We start from the raw sequence: 17,603 nt of genomic DNA, 5'->3' as shown, positions 1-17,603 counted from the left end.
CAAGTCCACCACCCCGCTCTTGGTGCGACTACCTCTCATCACAGTCGCCCTTGCGTCGCCTCAAGGCCAGCCCCCAACTCGGTGCTTTCTCCCGCCACGGCATCAAGCTCGCGGCGACAAATGATGTACAGCTCTGTACATCATAGGTTACTCGCTGGTAGGTTCCGGGCATCCGAACGTGATCCACTTCATGATTCAAAGGGGAGTCATGACCCGAAAGCCCGCTCGTCTGCTGGCCGTCGCGATCGCCCTCATCGTCGGTTTCGCCGCCGCGCCCGCCGCCTCCGCCGCCCCTGCCACCGATCCGTTCTACAGCTACGACGGCAGCGAACCGTTGTCGTCGTACAGCCCCGGGACCGTCTTGAAGACCCGGACGCTCGACTACCACGTCCTCGGCGTTTCCACGCCGCTCAAGGTGACCCAGTTGCTCTACCGCACCACCGACGCGCAGGGGAAGCCGTCCGCCAACGTCACTTCGGTGCTGCGCAGCCTCACCGGCGACAGCACCAAAGCCGTTTCGTACCAATCGTTCTACGATTCGCTCAATCCCGAGCACGGCCCGTCGAGGGCGATCGCCGGCGATGTCTCGCTCGGCGGCCTGATCGCCAACGCGGAATCGCTGTTCATCGCGCCCGCCCTGCTGCTGGGCTACAACGTCGTCATTCCCGACACCGAGGGTCAGAAGGCGAACTTCGCCGCCGGGCCGGAATACGGGACGAACACCCTGGATTCGATCCGCGCCGCGACGCGGGCGCCGGGAACTGGGATGAACGAGCAGACCCGGTTCGGCCTCATCGGCTATTCGGGCGGTGCCATCGCGACGGGCTGGGCCGCCGCGCTCGCGCAGGATTACGCGCCCGAGGTCAACAAGAACCTCGTCGGTTTCACCGAAGGCGGAGTGCTCGTCAAGCCGTCGCACAATCTCAAGTACGTCAACGGCAGTATCGCGTGGACCGGCGTCATTCCGATGGCGCTCATCGGGGTCTCGCGTTCCTTCGGCATCGATCTCAAGCCGTACGCGAATTCCTACGGCCTTCAGGTGCTCAAGGACATGGAAAAGGCTTCGATCGTCGACGCGCTCGGCCGCTATCCCGGGCTGACGTGGGAGAAATTCGTCAAGCCCGAGTACACCAACCCGAACAAGGTGCTGCCGTACATCGAGGCCGTGAACAAGATCAACCTCGGCTCCGCGCCGACGCCCACCGTGCCCGGCTACATCGCGCAGGGCAACAACGGTGTCGTGGAAGGCACTTTCGGCAACCCGCCGGGGATCGGGACCGGCGACGGGGTGATGGTCGCCGGTGACGTGCGCTCGCTCGCGCGGCAGTACTGCGACACCGGCAACAAGTCGATCAAGTACGACCAGTACAACACGCTGAGCCACGTCGGGGCGGCCGTCGCCTGGGCGCCGCAGGCCATCGGCTGGCTCAACGACCGGTTCGCGGGCAAGCCGGCGCCGTCCACCTGCGGGAAGATCGCGCCCGGCAACTCCCTCGCCCCGGAGGTGCCGGTCAGCTGACCGCACGGTCCGTGAAGGCCTCCTTCCCTACTCTCAAGGTAGGGAAGGAGGCCTTCACGGACTTCCGGACCGGTACCGTGCCGCATGTGACCGAGCACCGCAAGCTGCCGAAGGGGCCGCACAATCTCAGTCGCGACGAGGTCGCCGGAACCCAGCGTGCCCGGCTGATCGACGCGGTACTGGAGAACACCGGCAAGCGCGGCTACGTCGCCACCACCGTCGGCCACATCACCGCCACGGCCGGCGTGTCACGGACCTCGTTCTACGAACAGTTCACCGGCAAACAGGACGCGTTCCTCGCCGCCTATCGGGAGATCACCACCGAGTTCATCACCCACGGCGTCGCCGCGGGCGCCGAGGCCGCGACCCCGCTGGACGCCGTCGCCGCCTGTTGTGACTTCTTGGTCGACTATGTGCACCGGCGCCCCACGGCCGTCCGCGCCGCTCTGCTGGAGATCTACGCGCTCGGCGACGCGGGGCTCGAAGCACGGGAGAAAACCTTGCGCGCCGGGGAAGCCGTCTTCGACCGGACGGCGAAATGGCTGCGTGCCACCGATCCCGCGCTGCCGTCACCGCCGCCGTTCACCGCGCGCACGGTCGTCGCCGCCACCATCGAACTGATCACGCAGGCCATCTGGATCGGCACCGAAGAAGCCTACGGCCAGGCACGCGAAGCCGTCCGCTACACCTGGCTGCTCGGCTTGTTCGGGCACCGGAGCGTCGACGTCTAGCGGGCGAGGCGCCGCCGTTCGAAGTCGACGATCAGTTTCGGGTACAGGCGCGGGAGGAGCCGGACAAGCCTGTCGACGAGTTTCGCGTCGTTTCCGACGAGCACGCGCGGCTTCCCGGCTTCGACCCCGTCGACGATGACGCGGGCGGCCTGATCGGCCGGCATCTTCAGCAGCTTTTCGTTGTACAGCCGGACGCGTTCCCGCTGTTCGGCGGTGGGCTCGATACCTCGGGCCTGGGCTTCCTTCAACGCGGCCGAGGCGATGCCGGTCTTGACCCCGCCCGGGTGGACGACCGTCACCCGCACCGGATGCCTGCCCGCGATCATCTCGGTGCGCAGCGCCTCGGTGAACCCGCGGACGCCGAACTTGCTGGCACAATAGGCACTGAGCGTCGGTTGGGCCATGAAGCCGTTGAGGCTGGAGATGTTCACGACTTGGCCGTCGCCGGACTCGATCAGATGCGGCAAGAACGCCTTGGTGCCGTTGATGACGCCGAAAAGGTTGACCGCGAGCGTGCGGTCGTAGAGTTCCCATTCGGCGTCGAGGACGCTCTGCCCGCCACCGGCGATCCCCGCGTTGTTGTAGATCTGGTGCACCACACCGAACTGCCCGGCGACCGTGGCCGCGTACTCCCGCACGGCGGCCCGGTCGCTGACGTCCAGCGCGGCGCCCTGCACTTCCGCGCCCAAGGCCTTGACCTCGGCGACGGTCTCGGCCAGCCCGCTTTCGTCCACATCGGACACCGCGAGCCGCGCTCCGCGCCGTGCGAGTTCGAGGGCCAGCTGACGGCCGATGCCGGAACCGGCACCGGTGACGACGGCGACCTTGCCGCGAACGCTGCTCATCGGGTTTCTCCCGCGGGGTCGAGGGCCAGTTCGGAGGTGAGCTCGACGAGCCTGTCGACGAGATCCGGGGCGATGTGATGCCCCATCCCGGGGATTTCGACGTAGCGGGCGCCGCTGATGGCCTTCGCGGTCGCCCGTCCGCCGCTGTGGTGGACCATGCGATCGGTGTCGCCGTGGACCACGACAGTCGGGCAGGTGATGCGTCCCAGTTCGGCGCTGCGGTCTCCGCTCGCCTGGATCGCGCCGATCTGGCGGGCGATACCGCTGCGGGCGCGCCGTCCCCCTGCCCGTTCCCACAAGCCGGTGGCCCAGGCCGTTTCGACGTCCTTGTCCAGCGGGAACGTGGCCGAACCGAGGTGGCCCATCAGCGACAGGTGCCCGGTCACCGATTCCTCGACCGTTCGGGCCGGCCGCCTCGCCATACGCACCAACGTCGACTTCGCCGGCTGCCCGACGCGGCGATGCCCGGTGGTGGAGAAGATCGACGTCAGCGACAGGACCCGGCCGGGATTCCGGGCGGCGACGGTCTGGGCGATCATGCCGCCCATCGACATGCCGACCAGATGCGTCTTTTCGACCCCCAGGTGGTCCAGCAGGCCGACGGTGTCCTCCGCCATGTCCCCCAGGTCGTAGGCGCCCGGCAACGGCTTGGCCAGCAGTTGCCGGAGTTTGCCCGGGTTCGGTGCCTTGATGCGGTCCGAGCAGCCCGCGTCCCGGTTGTCGAACCGGATGACGCGGAAGCCGCGGCCGGTGAACCCCTCGATCATCGGCCGCGGCCACGACGTGAGATCCAGGCCGAGCCCGGCGATCAGCACCAGCGGCACACCGCCGGCCGGGCCGTCCTCGCGATAACAGATCCGTGGGCCGCCGGGCAGGTCGGCGAAGCTGTCGGTCACGAGCTCACCGCTTCCCGGACCTCGGCGCGGGAGAAGTGCAGCTCGGGATCGGTGATGTCGTCGGCGCGCAGGAGCTTGATGTCCGAGTGATAGCTCATCGAGGTCAGCCACGGCATGCGGTCGCCCTGCCGCGGGAGCTGGCCGAGAGCACGCTGGACGTATCCGGCGGCGAAGTCCAGGAACGGCCGCGTCGGCATGTCCGGATCGGCGAGGACGGGACGGCAGACGTCGTAGCCGTGGGTGTCCATATGCGCCAGCAGGCGGCAGAAGTGCTCGCACAGCAGGCCGATCTTGAGCGTCCACGAGGAGTTCGTGTAGCCGATCGCGAACGCGGCGTTCGGCACGTCCGAAAGCATCATTCCCTTGTACGCGACGGTTTCCGGCAGGATCACCGGTTTCCCGTCGACGCTGAGCGTCGCCCCGCCGAACACCTGGAGGTTCAGGCCGGTCGCGGTGACGATGATGTCCGCTTCCAGCTCACGCCCGGATTCGAGCAGGACACCCTTTTCGGTGAACGTCGTGATCTTGTCGGTGACGACGTCGGCCTGCCCCTTGCGGATAGCGGCGAACAGGTCGCCGCCGGGCACGGCGCACAGTCGCTGATCCCACGGGTCGTACGGCGGGTTGAAATGCTCGTCGACCGGATAGCCCTTGGGAAGCTGCTTCTTGTTGACGTAGCGGATGAGCCCGCGGGCGGTCTTCGGGAACTTCTGGCAGAACCGCCAGACCGCGAGCCCCTTGCGGATGTTCTTGCGGCGGGTGAGCGCGTAGGCCCGCTCGTCGCCGAGGATCTTGCGCAGGCCGTTGGCGATCCTGTCCTCGCGCGGTACCGGCATGACGTAAGTCGGGGTGCGCTGCAGCATCGTCACGTGCGCCGCGGTCCCCGCCATCGCCGGGACCAGGGTGACCGCGGTGGCGCCGCTGCCGATCACGACGACACGCTTGCCCGCGTAATCGAGATCCTCCGGCCAGTGCTGCGGGTGCACGATCTGGCCGCCGAACCGGTCACGTCCCTCGAAGTGCGGGGTGAAGCCCTCGTCGTAGCGGTAGTAGCCACCCGCGTTGAACAGCCAGCCCGCGCTGAGGCGGGTGCGCTCGCCGGTGTCGGTCCGCTCGATCTCGAGCAGCCAGCGCGCCTCGTCACTCGACCAGGCGGCCGAGAGCAGCTTGTGGTGGTAGCGGATGCTGGGCTCGAGACCGTTCTCGGCGACCGTTTCGCGCAGGTACGACAGGATCCGCGGCGCGTCGGCGATGGACTGCTTGTCCCGCCACGGCTTGAACTCGTAGCCGAAGGTGTGGAGGTCGGAGTCGGACCGGATGCCCGGGTAGCGGAACAGGTCCCAGGTGCCGCCGGACGTGCCGCGCGCCTCCAGGATGGCGAACGTCTTGCCCGGGTTCTCGGTCTTCAGGTAGCGCGCGGCCCCGATCCCGGAAATCCCGGCACCGATGATGACCACGTCGAGGTGCTCGACGGGTGTGCTCGTCGTCATGCGGTACTCCAGCCTCGTCTCGGTTCCCTCCACGATGCGGGTCCACCGGGGAATTGCGCTAGCACTATCTGCACCATCATGCTGGACTCATGGTGCAAAGTGTCGCATCCCCGTGGCCGACCCTGTCGCCCGCGGCGCGTGACCTGTTCCGGCAAGGCGCGGAGATCGTGCTGCATCCGCGCGCCGAATGGATCGAGGAGCTGCACGAAGCCTCGCTCGGCGGGGACAGTATGCGCGCGGTCGCCGAGGACCCCGTGCTCACCGAGGGAACGAAACGCGCGAATCTGGCGAATCTGCTGCACTGGGCGGCCGCCAACGTGCAGCACCCCGGCAGGCGGGTCTCCGCCAACCTGAACCAGGAAGTGCTCGACGGCGCCCGGGACATGGTGCGCCGCGGCTTCGACTCCGGCGGCCTCGACGCCTACCGGCGGGCGCAGGGGGTGGCCTGGCGCCGGTGGATCGAGATCTGTTTCGACCTCACATCGGATCCGGTCCTGCTCCGCGAACTGCTGGATGTCTCGTCGCTGTCCATCACCACGTTCATCGAGGACACCGTCTCCGCGGTGTCGGAACGGATGGCCGCCGAACGCACGGAGCTGACCCGCGGCGCCCACGCCGAACGGCGGGCCACGGTCACGCTGCTGCTGGAAGGCGCGCCCATCAGCCGCTCACGGGCCGAAGCCCAGCTCGGCTACCCGCTCGCCGGCCCGCATACGGCCGCGATCGTCTGGAGCGGCTCGGCCACCCCGTCGTCGCAGCAGCTCGAAACCGCGGCGGAAACGCTCATGCGGGCAGGCGGCGCTTCACACCGGCTGACCGTCGTCGCCAGCGCCGCCGCGCTGTGGGTCTGGCTGCCCGGCCGGACCCCGCCGCGCGCGGACCGGCTCGCCGAAGACCTCGCGCCGCACCCGGACGTCCGGGTGGCGCTGGGGCGGCCCGGCAGCGGGATCGACGGTTTCCGCCGCAGCCACTTGGACGCCGCCGCCACCCAGCGGATGCTCGCCCGGCTCACCTCTCCGCAGCAGATCGCGCGGTACCAGGACATCCAGCTGCTCGCCCTGCTCACCGGCGATCCGGCGCAGGCTGGTGAATTCATCGCCGACACCCTCGGCGAACTCCGGCACGCCGACGCCGAAACCCGGGAGACCGTGCGGACCTACGTGCACGAGCTGGGCAACACGACCCGGACCGCGGAACGGCTCTACACCCATCGCAACACCGTCGTCCGGCGGCTGGCGCGGGCCGACGAACTGCTTCCCCGGCCGTTGGCGGAGAACGCGGTGGACGTGGCTGTCGCGTTGGAAACGCTGCGGTGGCTGGGAAGCGGCGCTTGATACACCTCGTGAGTGGTAAGGACGGTTAGAACCGTCCTTACCACTCACGAGAACGGGAGGTCCAGGTTCCGGAGCATGGCGCGCTGTTCGGCGGTCAGCTCACCCTCGACCGTGATGGTGAACGGGGGTGTTTCCTTGCGGGAGCGGAGGAAGTTGCCCCAAGCGATACCCAGGTTCGCCAGCCCGGTCAAGGATCCGATGGACATGCAGATGACCTCGAAGCCCCCCATTTCCCCCGTGCTCCGGGACCTCGCGAGATTGATCGTCGCGGACCGTGTCACGTCGGCGTCGTCGCGGAGCCAGCTGTAGAACTCGGTCAGCGCTTGTTCGTCGCCGGCGGCGTTGATCGTCAGCTCCACGGAGACCTCCCTCGAACGTGTTACGCCTACCAGTCGTGCCCCCGGCCCGGGGTGTAACAGGTTCGGCGTACTCATCGCCTCGTCGTGATCCGGGTGAAACCTCTAGATTGAAGGCATGGTTTCCACCGCCGAAAAGGCCACGCGGCTGCAGGAGTTGCACGCCGCCCCCGAACTGCTGCTCGTCGTCAACGTCTGGGACGCGATCACCGCGAAGGTCGTCGCCGAAACCCCCGGTACACAGGCGCTCGCCACGCCGAGCCACGGCATCGCCGCCTCCCGCGGCTACCCCGACGGCGAAGTGATCCCCCGCGACGAGATGATCTCCGAAGTCGCCCTGATCGTCCGGACGGCGGGCGACCTGCCGGTCACCGCCGACCTGGAAGCGGGCTACGGCGACCCGGGCGGCACGGTCGCCCGCGCGATCGAGGCCGGCGCGGTCGGCTGCAACCTCGAAGACCAGATGAAGCCGCTCGACGAGTCCGTCAAGGCCGTCGAGGCCGCGGTCGCCGCCGCCCAGTCCGCCGGTATCGACTTCGTGCTCAACGCCCGCACCGACGCCTTCCTCCGGGCGGGCGACCGTGACCCCGAGGAGGTGCTGGCCGAGGCGATCACCCGGGGCCGCGCGTACCTGGACGCGGGCGCGTCGAACGTCTTCGTGCCCGGCAAGCTCGACGAGACCCAGGTCGGCAGGCTGGTCGAGGCGCTGGGCGAGCGCAAGGTGAACCTGATCGGCGTCCCGGGCTCGATCCCGCTGGCCACGGCGCAGAAGCTCGGTGTCTCCCGGATGTCCTACGGACCGTTCAGCCAGAACGTCGCGCTCACCGCGCTGGCGAAGCTCGCCGAGGACGTCTACGCCGGCGGCGGCCTGCCCGCCGACATGCGCAAGCTGAACTGAATTCAGGTCCAGTAACGGGGTAGATCGATGGCGTCCGAGGGCGGGTTGGTGAAGCGAGCCGCGACGCGGCCGGCCCTCGGACTCGCCGCGAGACCCGCGAGGGCGTGGAGCAAGCCGATACCGGCACGGGTCTTCGGAGACGCCAGCCGCGGCGCGATCCACGGAACCTTTTGCGCCTGGTCGACGTACGGTCGCATCACCGTCTCATAGGAACGGAAAGCGTCACGGTGCCCGGGGTGACGGCCGAGTTCTCCGGCGAGAACATAGGCGCCGACGAGGGCGAGGCTGGTGCCCATGCCACTGAGCGGGGACGCGCAATAGGCGGCGTCCCCCACCACGGCGATCCGGCCGCGCGACCACTGAGCCAGGCGTATCTGTCCGACGGATTCGAAGAAGTAGTCGGGTGAGCCGCCCAGCTTGTCGAGCACGCGCGGGGTCTCCCACCCCGCGTCGGCGTAGTGCCGGCGCAGGAACTCGTGCTGTGCGGGAAAGTGCAGCCGTTCGAGCCCGGGCCGCCGGAGCAGGAACGACAGCGTGGCACGGGTGGTGCCCTGGTTGTCGGGGCGAAGGAGGACGACGCGGCGGCCGGGCGCGTTGTACCAGCGGGCCCAGCGGCCGTCGGATTCCTCGCGCGGGATGGTGAAGTAGGCGGTGTAGAGGCCGAACGACCTGGTGCGGGCGATGTCGGCGAAGACGAGGCCGCGGGTCCGGGAGCGGAGGCCGTCGGCGAGAACGACGAGGTCGAAACGCCGTCCGGGACCGGCGCGGAAGGTGACGTCCACGCCATCGCCGGTATCGGTCAGGCCGGTGATCTCGTCACCGAAGACGTACTCGGTGTCCTGGCGGGTGCTCTGGTAGAGCAGGTCGGCGAGTTCGCCGCGCAGGATTTCCAGTTCGGTGACGAACCCGTCGCCGTCGAGGGCGTCGGTGCCGAACGACGCCCGGACGCGGCCTCGGCGGTCGATGAACCGCAGGCCTTCCTCCTGGGTGACGCGGTCGCGCGCGGCCTGCTCCAGGCCCATGCGTTCGACGACGGTACGCCCGGCACCGCGCAGATCGACGGTCTGCCCGCCGAGACGTGGCTCCGGCGCACGTTCGACCACGGCCGGATTCATGCCATGCCGTCGAAGCCAGAACGCGAGCGCCGGTCCGGCGATGCCGGCGCCCGAGATCAGGACGTTCCTCATCGGGCACCGACCGGCGCCGCGGTGACGACGGCTTCGGTCTCGTCGGGCCGGGCCCGGCGCGGGAACAGCGGTGAGATCAGCAGGAACAGCCCGATGACCACCGCTTGGACCACCAGCGCGTCACGGAAACCGTCGGTGGGCCGGGTGACATCGGCGAAGAACACCGTGCTGAACACCGCGACCCCGACCGAGCCTCCGATCGCCTGTACGGCGGTGAGCACTCCGGACGCGGAGCCGACCTCGTCGTCGGCGACGGCGCCGAGCACGGTGTTGAACACCGCCGCGATCACGATGCCGGCGCCGATCCCGGCGACGACGCCGCCGGGCACGATCCGCCAGATCGTGAACTCGCCGGTGCCGGACAGGGCGATCCACAGCCAGGCGACGCCGGCGAACTGGACGACGGCACCCGCCTGCAGGACGGCCCTGCCGAGTTTGGCGGCGAGCAGGCCGCCGCTGATGCCGCCACCGACGGCGGTGCCCAGCGCGACCGGGAGATTGCCCAGCCCGGCCTCCCCCGCGGTGAAACCCTGGCCGAGCTGCAGGAAGAACGTCAGCACCAGCTGAGTGCCGATCAGACCACCGAAGAACAACGCGACCGCGGTCAGCCCGACGGTGAACGCGGGTTTGCCGAACAAGGCCGGGGTGACCAGCGGAGCGCGGTCCAGGCGCACGATTCGCCGCTGCCACAACGCGAACGCCACATACCCGAGCGCGGCGACCGCCAGCGAGAGCCAAGTCCACAGTGGCCATCCCGCCGCCTGTCCCTCGTTGAGCGGGAGGACCAGCAGCGCGGAGGCGGCCGCGACGAGTACGGCTCCGGCGATGTCCACGCGCAGCCCCGGCGTTCCGGTCCTGCGGGGAACCAGCCGCCAGGCCAGTGCCAGCGCGGCGAGCCCGACCGGGACATTGACCAGGAACACCAGCCGCCAGCCGAGGCCGAACAGATCCCAGTCGACCAGCGCACCACCCAGCACCGGCCCCAGCACCCCGCCGAGTCCCAGCACCGGCCCGAAAACGGCGAGTGCCCTGATGAGGTCGCGAGGTGCGAGGTCGTCCCGCAGGATGCCGAGCCCCTGCGGCAGCATCATCGCCCCCGCCACGCCCTGGACCAAGCGGAAGGTGATCAGCAGGCCGACGTTCGGCGCGATCGCGCACAGCAGGGAAGCGGCGGTGAAGGCCACGAGTCCGAACAGGAACATCGGCCGGCGGCCGTAGCGGTCGCCGAGCCGCCCACCCAGCACGAGGCCCGAGCCGAGGGTCAGCGCGTACCCGCCGATCACCCATTGCAAGCCGACCGGGCTCGTACCCAGCGATCGTTCCAGTGACGGGCCCGCCACATTGACGATCGTCGAGTCGAGCAAGTCCATCAATTCGACGACGAGCACCGTGGCCAGTAGCCACCAGACCGCTCGCGAAGACGTCTTCTCCTCGGGTACCGACATGGTTCGTTCGCTCCGAATCTCGGGTGTACGCGGGCGCGTTCGTACGCCGGGGCGCCGAAGCGCTCCGGTGCGAAGGCGGGGAAATCAGCCTTCGGGCAGGGAATCCGCTGTGTCGGTGTAGATCCGCACCACACCGGTCAGGAAGTTCTCGACGACGTCACGGTCACCGGGACTCAGTGCCTCGACGAGGCTCTCCACACCGCTGAGCAGTGGATGAAGTTGCTCGAAGATCTTGGCCATCGACTCCTGGACCGGCTCGACCAGCACTTTGCGGCGGTCGGTGGCGTGCGGCTTACGGATGATGTGCCCGGCCTTCTCGAGCCTGTCGACGATATGGGTGCTCGCAGCCGTCGAGACCCGCAGCCGATCCGCGAGTTCCTTCGCCGTCAACGGTCCTTCACTCGTGAGATGTTCCATCGCCGACAGGTCGGTGGAGTTGATCCCCAGCGTCCCGCTCAGGCGCTTCTCGATCACCCGGGTGAGCGTCCCGACCTCTTGCAGCCGCTCCATCACGGAGTTGCCCACACCTGGGGAGTCGACCTGCCACGAGCCTGCTGAAGTCATGCCGAAAAGATTACTAGATTAGTCACTAACTAGGTTAGTGAACTGCTGTGATGGTCGACACTATGGCCACGAGAACCCTCCGCGTCGATTGCACGGGTTTCCGCACTCCGCCAGCGGTTTGCCGCTCTTCCCGCATGACTCCATCTGCACCCACAACCCCGACCCGGGCCGGGCCCGCGGGGCTCCCAAGGCGGCAGATACGGTCGTCGGCATGACTCTGCGAGCCGCGGCGATGCGGCGGAAACCGGTCGCCGACCTGATCACCGAAAGTGATCACGGCACGCTGAAGCGCTCCCTCGGCCTCGGGCAGCTGACCATGCTCAGCATCGGCGCGACGCTGGGCAGCGGGATCTTCGTCGTGCTCGGCGAAGCGGTCCCCGTGGCGGGCCCCGCGGTCGTGCTGTCGTTCGTGCTCGCCGGCATCACCGCGCTGTTCTCGGCGCTCTCCTACGCAGAACTGGCCGGCATGATCCCGGTGTCCGGTTCGTCCTACTCCTACGCCTACGCCACGCTCGGCGAGCTGGTCGCCTGGATCTGTGGCTGGTGCCTGGTGCTCGAGTACGGCGTGTCGGTGGCGTCGGTGGCCGTCGGCTGGGGGCAGTACCTCAACGAGCTGCTGCGGCTGACGTTCGGCTTCGCCATCCCCGACGCGTTCAGCCAGCCACCGGGTTCGGGCGGGATCGTCAACGTCCCGGCCATCATCGTCGTACTGCTCGCCATGTTCCTGTTGCTGTCCGGCGCGAAGGAGAGCGCGCGGGCCAACGCGATCATGGTCGTGATCAAGGTCGGCACGCTGGTGCTGTTCTGCGCGATCGCGTTCTCGGCGGTGCGGGCGGCGAACTTCACCCCGTTCCTGCCACTGGGTCTGGCCGGGCTGAGCGCCGGCGCCGCGAAACTGTTCTTCTCCTACATCGGTTTCGACGCGGCGTCCACGGCGGGCGAAGAGGCGAAGAACCCGCAGCGGGACCTGCCGAGGGCGATCCTGCTCTCGCTCGCCATCGTCACCGTGCTGTACTGCCTGGTCGCCGTGGCCGCTGTCGGCGCACTGCCGTGGCAAGATTTCGACGGTCAGGAAGCCGCGCTCTCCCACGTGCTCGGTGTCGTGTCCGGCAACCCGTTGTGGGCCGGACTGCTCGCCGTCGGCGCGATCGTGGCGATCTCCAGTGTCGTGCTGACCGTCCTCTACGGACAGACGCGCATCCTGTTCTCGATGTCCCGTGACGGCCTGGTCCCGTCCTCGCTGTCCAAAGTGGATCCCAAGACCGGCACGCCCCGGATCAACACCCTGGTGGTCTCCGGCTTCGTCGCGACGCTGGCCGCGTTCGTCCCGCTCGGGAAGCTTGCCGATGCCACCAGCATCGGCACGCTCTTCGCCTTCGGGCTGGTGAACGTCGCCGTCCTGCTGCTACGGCGGCGGCAACCGGAGGCACCGCGCTCGTTCCGGGTGCCGTTCTCCCCCGTCACGCCGATCCTCGGGGTGCTGTGCTGCGGCTACATGATGCTCAGCCTCGACAGCGCCACCTGGATCGTCTTCACCGGCTGGATGGCACTCGGCCTGCTGATCTACTTCGGCTACAGCATGCGCCGATCCCGGCTGGCCGGGAATGGCGAAAACGCCATGACCGATTCGCCCGTTCGCCGCCATAATTCCTAGCCTGTACAGCCGCAGTCCGAGCCGGATCATTGAAGTGACGGTGACCGATAGGGGACACTGCCGTCTGACCCACGGAAATCCCTACCGTGAACCGAGGTCCTCATGCGCCGATACCGCATTTCCATGCTGACCGCGTGCCTCGCACTCTCCCTCGCACAATTCCCCGTCGCCGCCTCCGCTCAAGAGACGGCGAGTGTCCACGCTCCCTTCTGTTATGAAGAACCCGTACAGCCGAAAGCCGATGTAAGTGACATAAAGGCCGGTTTCCAGTCCACGAAGTGGTTGCAGACGATCCAAGCCGTGTACAAACGGCGCTGGCCCAGCGGCGAGGGTCTCGCGATCGCCCAGGCCAAGGACAAGTACTTCAGTCAGTTCGTCGACAAGACCAGCTTCAACGCGCTCGCCGAGTCCCTGATGGTGGCGATCCACGAAGAGACCCACATGTGGGATCTGGATCCTTCGAGAACCTCGTGGGACGTGTACGTCTCCGCGTGGATCGACGCTTCCCGCAAAGCGATGAAGGTCCCGATCCACGGCGGATTCCCCCGCCGCGAAATACTCCCGCTGATCACGGACGATCTCACGCGTTCGATGGACGACATCTACCTGCGAGACCAGCAGCAAGGGTCGTATCGGATCCAAGGGGTCATCGCGGAACTCAACGCCGGGCTCATGGGATTGCCGGCCGCGACGGTCGTCGCCGAGTACATCCAAGGAGTGGGCGCGAGCAACTCACGGGACATCGCGGCCACGAACATCCGCTACCTTCAGCTCTATCTGCGCGTCGCCAAGGCGAAACATCCCGATTACTGGGCCAGGATCAAGGCCCAGCCCGAATTGCGCGAATTCGTGCTCGTCGAGTTCCTCCGGACGGCTTACTGGCTGGATCAATCCGCGCCCCATGCCGCCAAACTCGGCAGTGCGGACGTGGCCGAGATCGTCGCCAAGAACTACGCCCCGGAGAATGTCGCGATCATCGAGGAGTTCACCGGTGCCAAGGTGAACACGGGTTCGGCCAGGAACTGCACGGTCTGAAGCCGGGCACGGCGTGCCGGTGACGGGTACGAGCCCGTCACCGGCACGCCGTCCCCGTTACGGCACGAACACCGGCTGGTCCAGCACCCAGAGCCAGGACCCGTCCGGCTGACGGCGGGCGACCTCGACGGTCATCTCACCGGTGGTCAGCGTGGACGCCGTGAGCGCCAGATCACCGCTCACCAGCGCCGGATGCTGCCTGCCCGGCAGGAGTTCCGGCGCGGCCGCGACGAACTCCTCGTACACCTTGCGGATCTCCGCGTGCCCGGTCGCGATGTTGCCCGGAGGGAACGCCAGTACGGCGTCCGGTTCGTACAACGCCACCAGCCCGTCGACATCGCCCGCGTTGCCTCGCTCGATGAAGAACTTGCCCAGATCGTTCGGCTCAGTGGCCACAGTCCTGCTTGTCATGGGGATGAGCCTCGCAGCGAATCACGACATCCTGTGTCGTGTATTCCGCTAGGGTTTTCGCATGCGCGCGGACCGGCTGGTCTCACTGGTGTTGCTGTTGCGGCACCGGGGCCGGCTGTCCGCGACCACGCTCGCCCGCGAGCTGGAGGTCTCCACCCGCACCGTGTTGCGCGACATCGAGGCGTTGTCGGCGGCGGGTGTCCCGGTCCACGCCGAACGCGGCAGGCACGGCGGTTTCGCGTTGTTGCCCGGTTTCCGGACCGAACTCACCGGGCTGAACCACGACGAGGCACTCGCGCTGCTGATCGCCGGATCACGGCGCGGCGCGCAGGCGTTCGGACTCGGCTCGGCGCTCGCCTCGGCCATGCTCAAGGTGGTCGACGCGCTACCGGAAGACCAGCGGGACACCGCCGCGGGCGCGGCCCGGCGCCTGCTCATCGACCCGGAGGTCGACCTCCTCTCGCGCCGGGTGGCCACCGAGGAGGTACCCGACGCCATCGTGGCCGAGGTCCGGCGCGCGGTGTTCGCCGGGCACAAGCTGCGCATCCACTACGCGGCCGCGGGCCAGGCACCGCGGTGGCGCACGGTGGACCCGATCGGCCTGGTCACCGTCCGGGAGCAGGGCTACCTGCTGGCCACGAGGTCCGGTGAGGACCGCACCTACCGGCTGTCCCGGCTGCGGGCCGCCGAGGAGCTCCCCGAACCCGCGCAACGTCCGGACCGGGTCGATCTGGACCGGACCTGGCAGGAACGCAGCACGCGGTTCCGGGCCGGCGGGGACCAGGTCGCCGTGCGGGTGCGGGTGGATCCGGCTCGGCGGGAAGAACTGGTGGGCACCGCGCTGGCCGTCCTCACGGAAGAAGCCGGCGAAGACGGCCGGCTGCGACTGGAGGTGACCTTCCAGGACGCGCGTCACGCCGAATGGGCGTTGTGGCGGCTCGCGACGGACGCGGAAGCCCTGGCACCGCCTTGGTTACGCGCTTCCCTGCGTGACCGCGCGGCCGCGATCACCGCCCGGTACGGCGAGGGGTAAATCCTTGTGAGCGGGGACATCGCGTGTCCCTGAGCCCCCGTCGACCAAGTTCCAATACCACCCCAGACCATCCAATCGCCGCGTTCCAACCGGTCCGGTCCTTTGAGCCTGTTTTGATCTTGGCCGTGTTCAGCGGGTCAGGCGTCTGATCATCAGAGTGATCATGGAGTTGTGGATGAATGCTTCGGAGTGGTCGGGGAGGCGTTCGTAGTCGCGGACGTTGCGGCGGGCTTGGGTGATCCAGAAGAAGATGCGTTCGACGACCCATCGCTCGAGCAGTGTCCACCCGGAATCAGTGGTGTCCGACGGGTAGCGACGTGTGCGACAGCCGGCTGACGTGGGCCGATCCGCGACAAGGTACAAAGAAGGCCGGGCCTCTGCCGAGAATGATCAAGATGTGGTGTCAAGATCACCAGCAGAGGCCCGGCCCATACCTGCCACCGGGATCAAAGACGGGGTTTATTGAGCCGGAAGTCAAAGGTGTCATGTGAGGGTGGCAAGTCCGTGAAGGGTCCCTTGCGGTACATGATGGCCCCTCCTTGCGCCAGGCGCAAGAAAGGGGGCCATCATGTACCGCGCACAGCCTTCACGCGGGACCCCTGTGACTGCTGGTGCGCCTGGGGCCACAGATGCCGTTCGGGTGTCCGTGATGGCCTCCTTCCCTACCCTGAAAGTAGGCAAGGAGGCCTTCACGGACCCCGCCACTCGACACGACACCGTTGCCTTACCCATCAATACCACTCACGAGAGTCACAATGCCCACCACCTAATCACCCTTCAGTGGTAAATGTGCCGTTTCATTGTTGCGTAAAATTACGAACACGCGTTCGATTTTGTCGGGTATTCTGGGGAGGTGTCCGAGACCTTTCTTCCCGAGTTGCCGCAGGAGTTGTGGCGTGCCGGCAAGCTGGAGCTTGCCCATGGCGTGCAGCAGTCTTTGCGGGTGATCAGGACGGCGACCGCCGGACTCGGTCAGTTTCTGGCGGAGATCGAGTCTCGGGGCGTCAAAGACTTGTACGGCTATGGCAGTACGGCTAACTGGTTCGCGGACATGGCGGGATTGTCGCTCGGTGAGGCGCGTCCGGTGGTGAAGCGGGCGATCGCCTTGAACCCCACCCGCGCCTTGGACGGCACCGAGGTTCCCGCGGTTGCTCCCGCCACCGCCGCGGTGGCCGCCGAGGGCATGGTCGGGAATGAGCGGATCGATCAGATCCTGGAGATTCTGAAGAAGCTCCCGGCCGAGACCTCCGCCGAAGACCGCACCAGTGCGGAGAAAATCCTCGCCGACCTCGCCCGCGACGCCGGTCCCCGACAGCTCGCCGAAGCCGAAGCAAACCTCCTCGCGTGGCTGGACCCTGACGGCAACGAGCCCAAGGATCCAGAGCCCAAGGAACCACGCCGGGAACTCACCCTGGAACGACGGAAGGACGGGTTCTGGAAGCTGAACGGCTTGCTTGACGATGAGGCGGGTGCCCGGACGGCGGCTGCGCTCGAGGCGTATGCGAAGCCACGGCCGGTGGATGAGTTCGGGCAGGCGGATCTGCGGATGAAGTGCGAACGCCTGGGCGACGCCTGGGTCGATCTGCTGGACCTGGCGATCGCCTGCCCCGACCAACCGGGCACCAGCGGCTACCGCACGTTGGTGCACGTCACCATCGGGCTGGAGGAGCTGAAATCCGGCCTCGGCACCGCCTGCCTCGACTTCGTCGGCACGATGACCGCCCGGGAAGCCCGCCTCGCCGCCTGCGACTGCCTCATGCTCCCCGTCGTCATGAACGCCGCCGGAGAGCCTCTCGACGTGGGACGCCTCCGACGGTTCGTCACGCCCGGCCAGCGACGCGCCCTGAACATCCGCGACGGCGGCTGCGCGTTCCCCGGTTGTCATCGGAAGCCGAAGCATTGCCACGCCCACCACATTGATCACTGGGTAGACGGAGGTCCGACGGATCTTCGGAACCTGGTGCTGCTGTGCGGCTTTCACCACCGACTGATCCATCACGGCGATTGGGAAGTCCGCCTGGCAGCCGACGGGTTACCCGAGTTCATCCCACCCCAATGCCGGGACCCACTCCGAAAACCCCGCCGCAACACCCTCCACCACACCTAACGCACCGAGGAGCCCGCCAGCCACAGGCGGATTCTCGGGGTCTTCGCAACACCTGATGGCCTATGTGGTCGTCAGTAGATTACGCAGGCGCTCGGCTG

Annotated in this window: 16 protein-coding genes; 8 read left to right on the top strand and 8 right to left on the bottom strand. The window is 67.7% G+C overall.

The genetic code is table 11. The features are described 5' to 3' along the window. Positions 1-208 precede the first annotated feature (208 nt). Positions 209-1,519: a lipase family protein gene (locus tag H074_RS21250; protein ID WP_007032119.1), complete on the top strand. Its 1,311-nt coding sequence runs from the start codon at positions 209-211 to the stop codon at positions 1,517-1,519. Positions 1,520-1,605: 86 nt separating this feature from the next. Continuing rightward, a complete protein-coding gene (locus H074_RS21245; protein WP_235096835.1) occupies positions 1,606-2,250 on the top strand; it encodes a TetR/AcrR family transcriptional regulator in 645 nt (214 codons plus the stop codon). On the opposite strand, the gene H074_RS21240 is transcribed toward H074_RS21245, so the two are convergent. From H074_RS21240 to H074_RS21230, 3 genes are read right to left on the bottom strand one after another with little or no spacing between them, the layout of a single operon-like run. Further along, a complete protein-coding gene (locus H074_RS21240; protein ID WP_007032117.1) occupies positions 2,247-3,095 on the bottom strand; it encodes an SDR family NAD(P)-dependent oxidoreductase in 849 nt (282 codons plus the stop codon). The genes H074_RS21245 and H074_RS21240 overlap by 4 nt on opposite strands. After that, entirely contained in the window at positions 3,092-3,991 is a 900-nt protein-coding gene (locus H074_RS21235) for an alpha/beta fold hydrolase (RefSeq protein WP_007032116.1), read from the bottom strand. Before H074_RS21235 ends, H074_RS21240 begins: the two co-directional genes overlap by 4 nt. Next, the gene (locus H074_RS21230) at positions 3,988-5,481 is read right to left on the bottom strand and encodes a flavin-containing monooxygenase (RefSeq protein WP_007032115.1); all 1,494 of its coding nucleotides are present in this window, start codon (positions 5,479-5,481) and stop codon (positions 3,988-3,990) included. Before H074_RS21230 ends, H074_RS21235 begins: the two co-directional genes overlap by 4 nt. A gap of 89 nt (positions 5,482-5,570) precedes the next feature. Here H074_RS21230 and H074_RS21225 point away from each other — a divergent pair, with 89 nt between their 5' ends. Then, positions 5,571-6,815: a PucR family transcriptional regulator gene (locus tag H074_RS21225; protein ID WP_007032114.1), complete on the top strand. Its 1,245-nt coding sequence runs from the start codon at positions 5,571-5,573 to the stop codon at positions 6,813-6,815. 44 nt (positions 6,816-6,859) lie between these two features. On the opposite strand, the gene H074_RS38955 is transcribed toward H074_RS21225, so the two are convergent. Next, positions 6,860-7,174, bottom strand: coding sequence for an effector-associated constant component EACC1 (locus tag H074_RS38955; RefSeq protein ID WP_007032113.1), 315 nt, complete (start codon positions 7,172-7,174; stop codon positions 6,860-6,862). Between the two features lie 115 nt (positions 7,175-7,289). Here H074_RS38955 and H074_RS21215 point away from each other — a divergent pair, with 115 nt between their 5' ends. Beyond that, entirely contained in the window at positions 7,290-8,069 is a 780-nt protein-coding gene (locus H074_RS21215) for an isocitrate lyase/PEP mutase family protein (protein ID WP_007032112.1), read from the top strand. 2 nt (positions 8,070-8,071) lie between these two features. Here the strand turns inward: H074_RS21215 and H074_RS21210 are convergent, their stop codons facing one another. The 3 genes from H074_RS21210 to H074_RS21200 form a co-directional block, all read right to left on the bottom strand. Continuing rightward, on the bottom strand, positions 8,072-9,256 hold the full coding sequence (locus H074_RS21210) for an FAD-dependent monooxygenase (protein WP_007032111.1): 1,185 nt from the start codon (positions 9,254-9,256) through the stop codon (positions 8,072-8,074). Continuing rightward, entirely contained in the window at positions 9,253-10,701 is a 1,449-nt protein-coding gene (locus tag H074_RS21205) for an MFS transporter (protein ID WP_007032110.1), read from the bottom strand. The genes H074_RS21210 and H074_RS21205 overlap by 4 nt, the downstream gene beginning before the upstream one ends. 84 nt (positions 10,702-10,785) lie before the next feature. Further along, a complete protein-coding gene (locus H074_RS21200; protein ID WP_039923069.1) occupies positions 10,786-11,265 on the bottom strand; it encodes a MarR family winged helix-turn-helix transcriptional regulator in 480 nt (159 codons plus the stop codon). A 211-nt stretch (positions 11,266-11,476) separates the two neighbouring features. Between H074_RS21200 and H074_RS21195 the strand changes: the two genes are divergently transcribed. After that, positions 11,477-12,919, top strand: coding sequence for an amino acid permease (locus H074_RS21195; protein ID WP_007032108.1), 1,443 nt, complete (start codon positions 11,477-11,479; stop codon positions 12,917-12,919). A 300-nt stretch (positions 12,920-13,219) separates the two neighbouring features. Next, positions 13,220-13,954 carry a hypothetical protein gene (locus tag H074_RS21190; RefSeq protein WP_039923080.1) on the top strand — a complete coding sequence of 245 codons (735 nt, stop codon included), beginning with the start codon at positions 13,220-13,222 and terminating at the stop codon, positions 13,952-13,954. Between the two features lie 57 nt (positions 13,955-14,011). Here H074_RS21190 and H074_RS21185 read toward each other — a convergent pair whose 3' ends face one another. Beyond that, the gene (locus H074_RS21185; RefSeq protein WP_007032106.1) at positions 14,012-14,350 is read right to left on the bottom strand and encodes a YybH family protein; all 339 of its coding nucleotides are present in this window, start codon (positions 14,348-14,350) and stop codon (positions 14,012-14,014) included. A 76-nt stretch (positions 14,351-14,426) separates the two neighbouring features. Here H074_RS21185 and H074_RS21180 point away from each other — a divergent pair, with 76 nt between their 5' ends. After that, complete coding sequence (locus tag H074_RS21180; protein ID WP_007032105.1) at positions 14,427-15,398, top strand: helix-turn-helix transcriptional regulator; 972 nt, start codon at positions 14,427-14,429, stop codon at positions 15,396-15,398. 853 nt (positions 15,399-16,251) lie between these two features. After that, on the top strand, positions 16,252-17,505 hold the full coding sequence (locus H074_RS21170; protein ID WP_007032103.1) for an HNH endonuclease signature motif containing protein: 1,254 nt from the start codon (positions 16,252-16,254) through the stop codon (positions 17,503-17,505). Positions 17,506-17,603 lie beyond the last annotated feature (98 nt).

This window comes from Amycolatopsis decaplanina DSM 44594 (assembly GCF_000342005.1).
GTDB lineage: Bacteria > Actinomycetota > Actinomycetes > Mycobacteriales > Pseudonocardiaceae > Amycolatopsis > Amycolatopsis decaplanina.
Note: the sequence above shows the minus strand (reverse complement) of the source record. Positions and strands in the feature narration are given on the sequence as shown.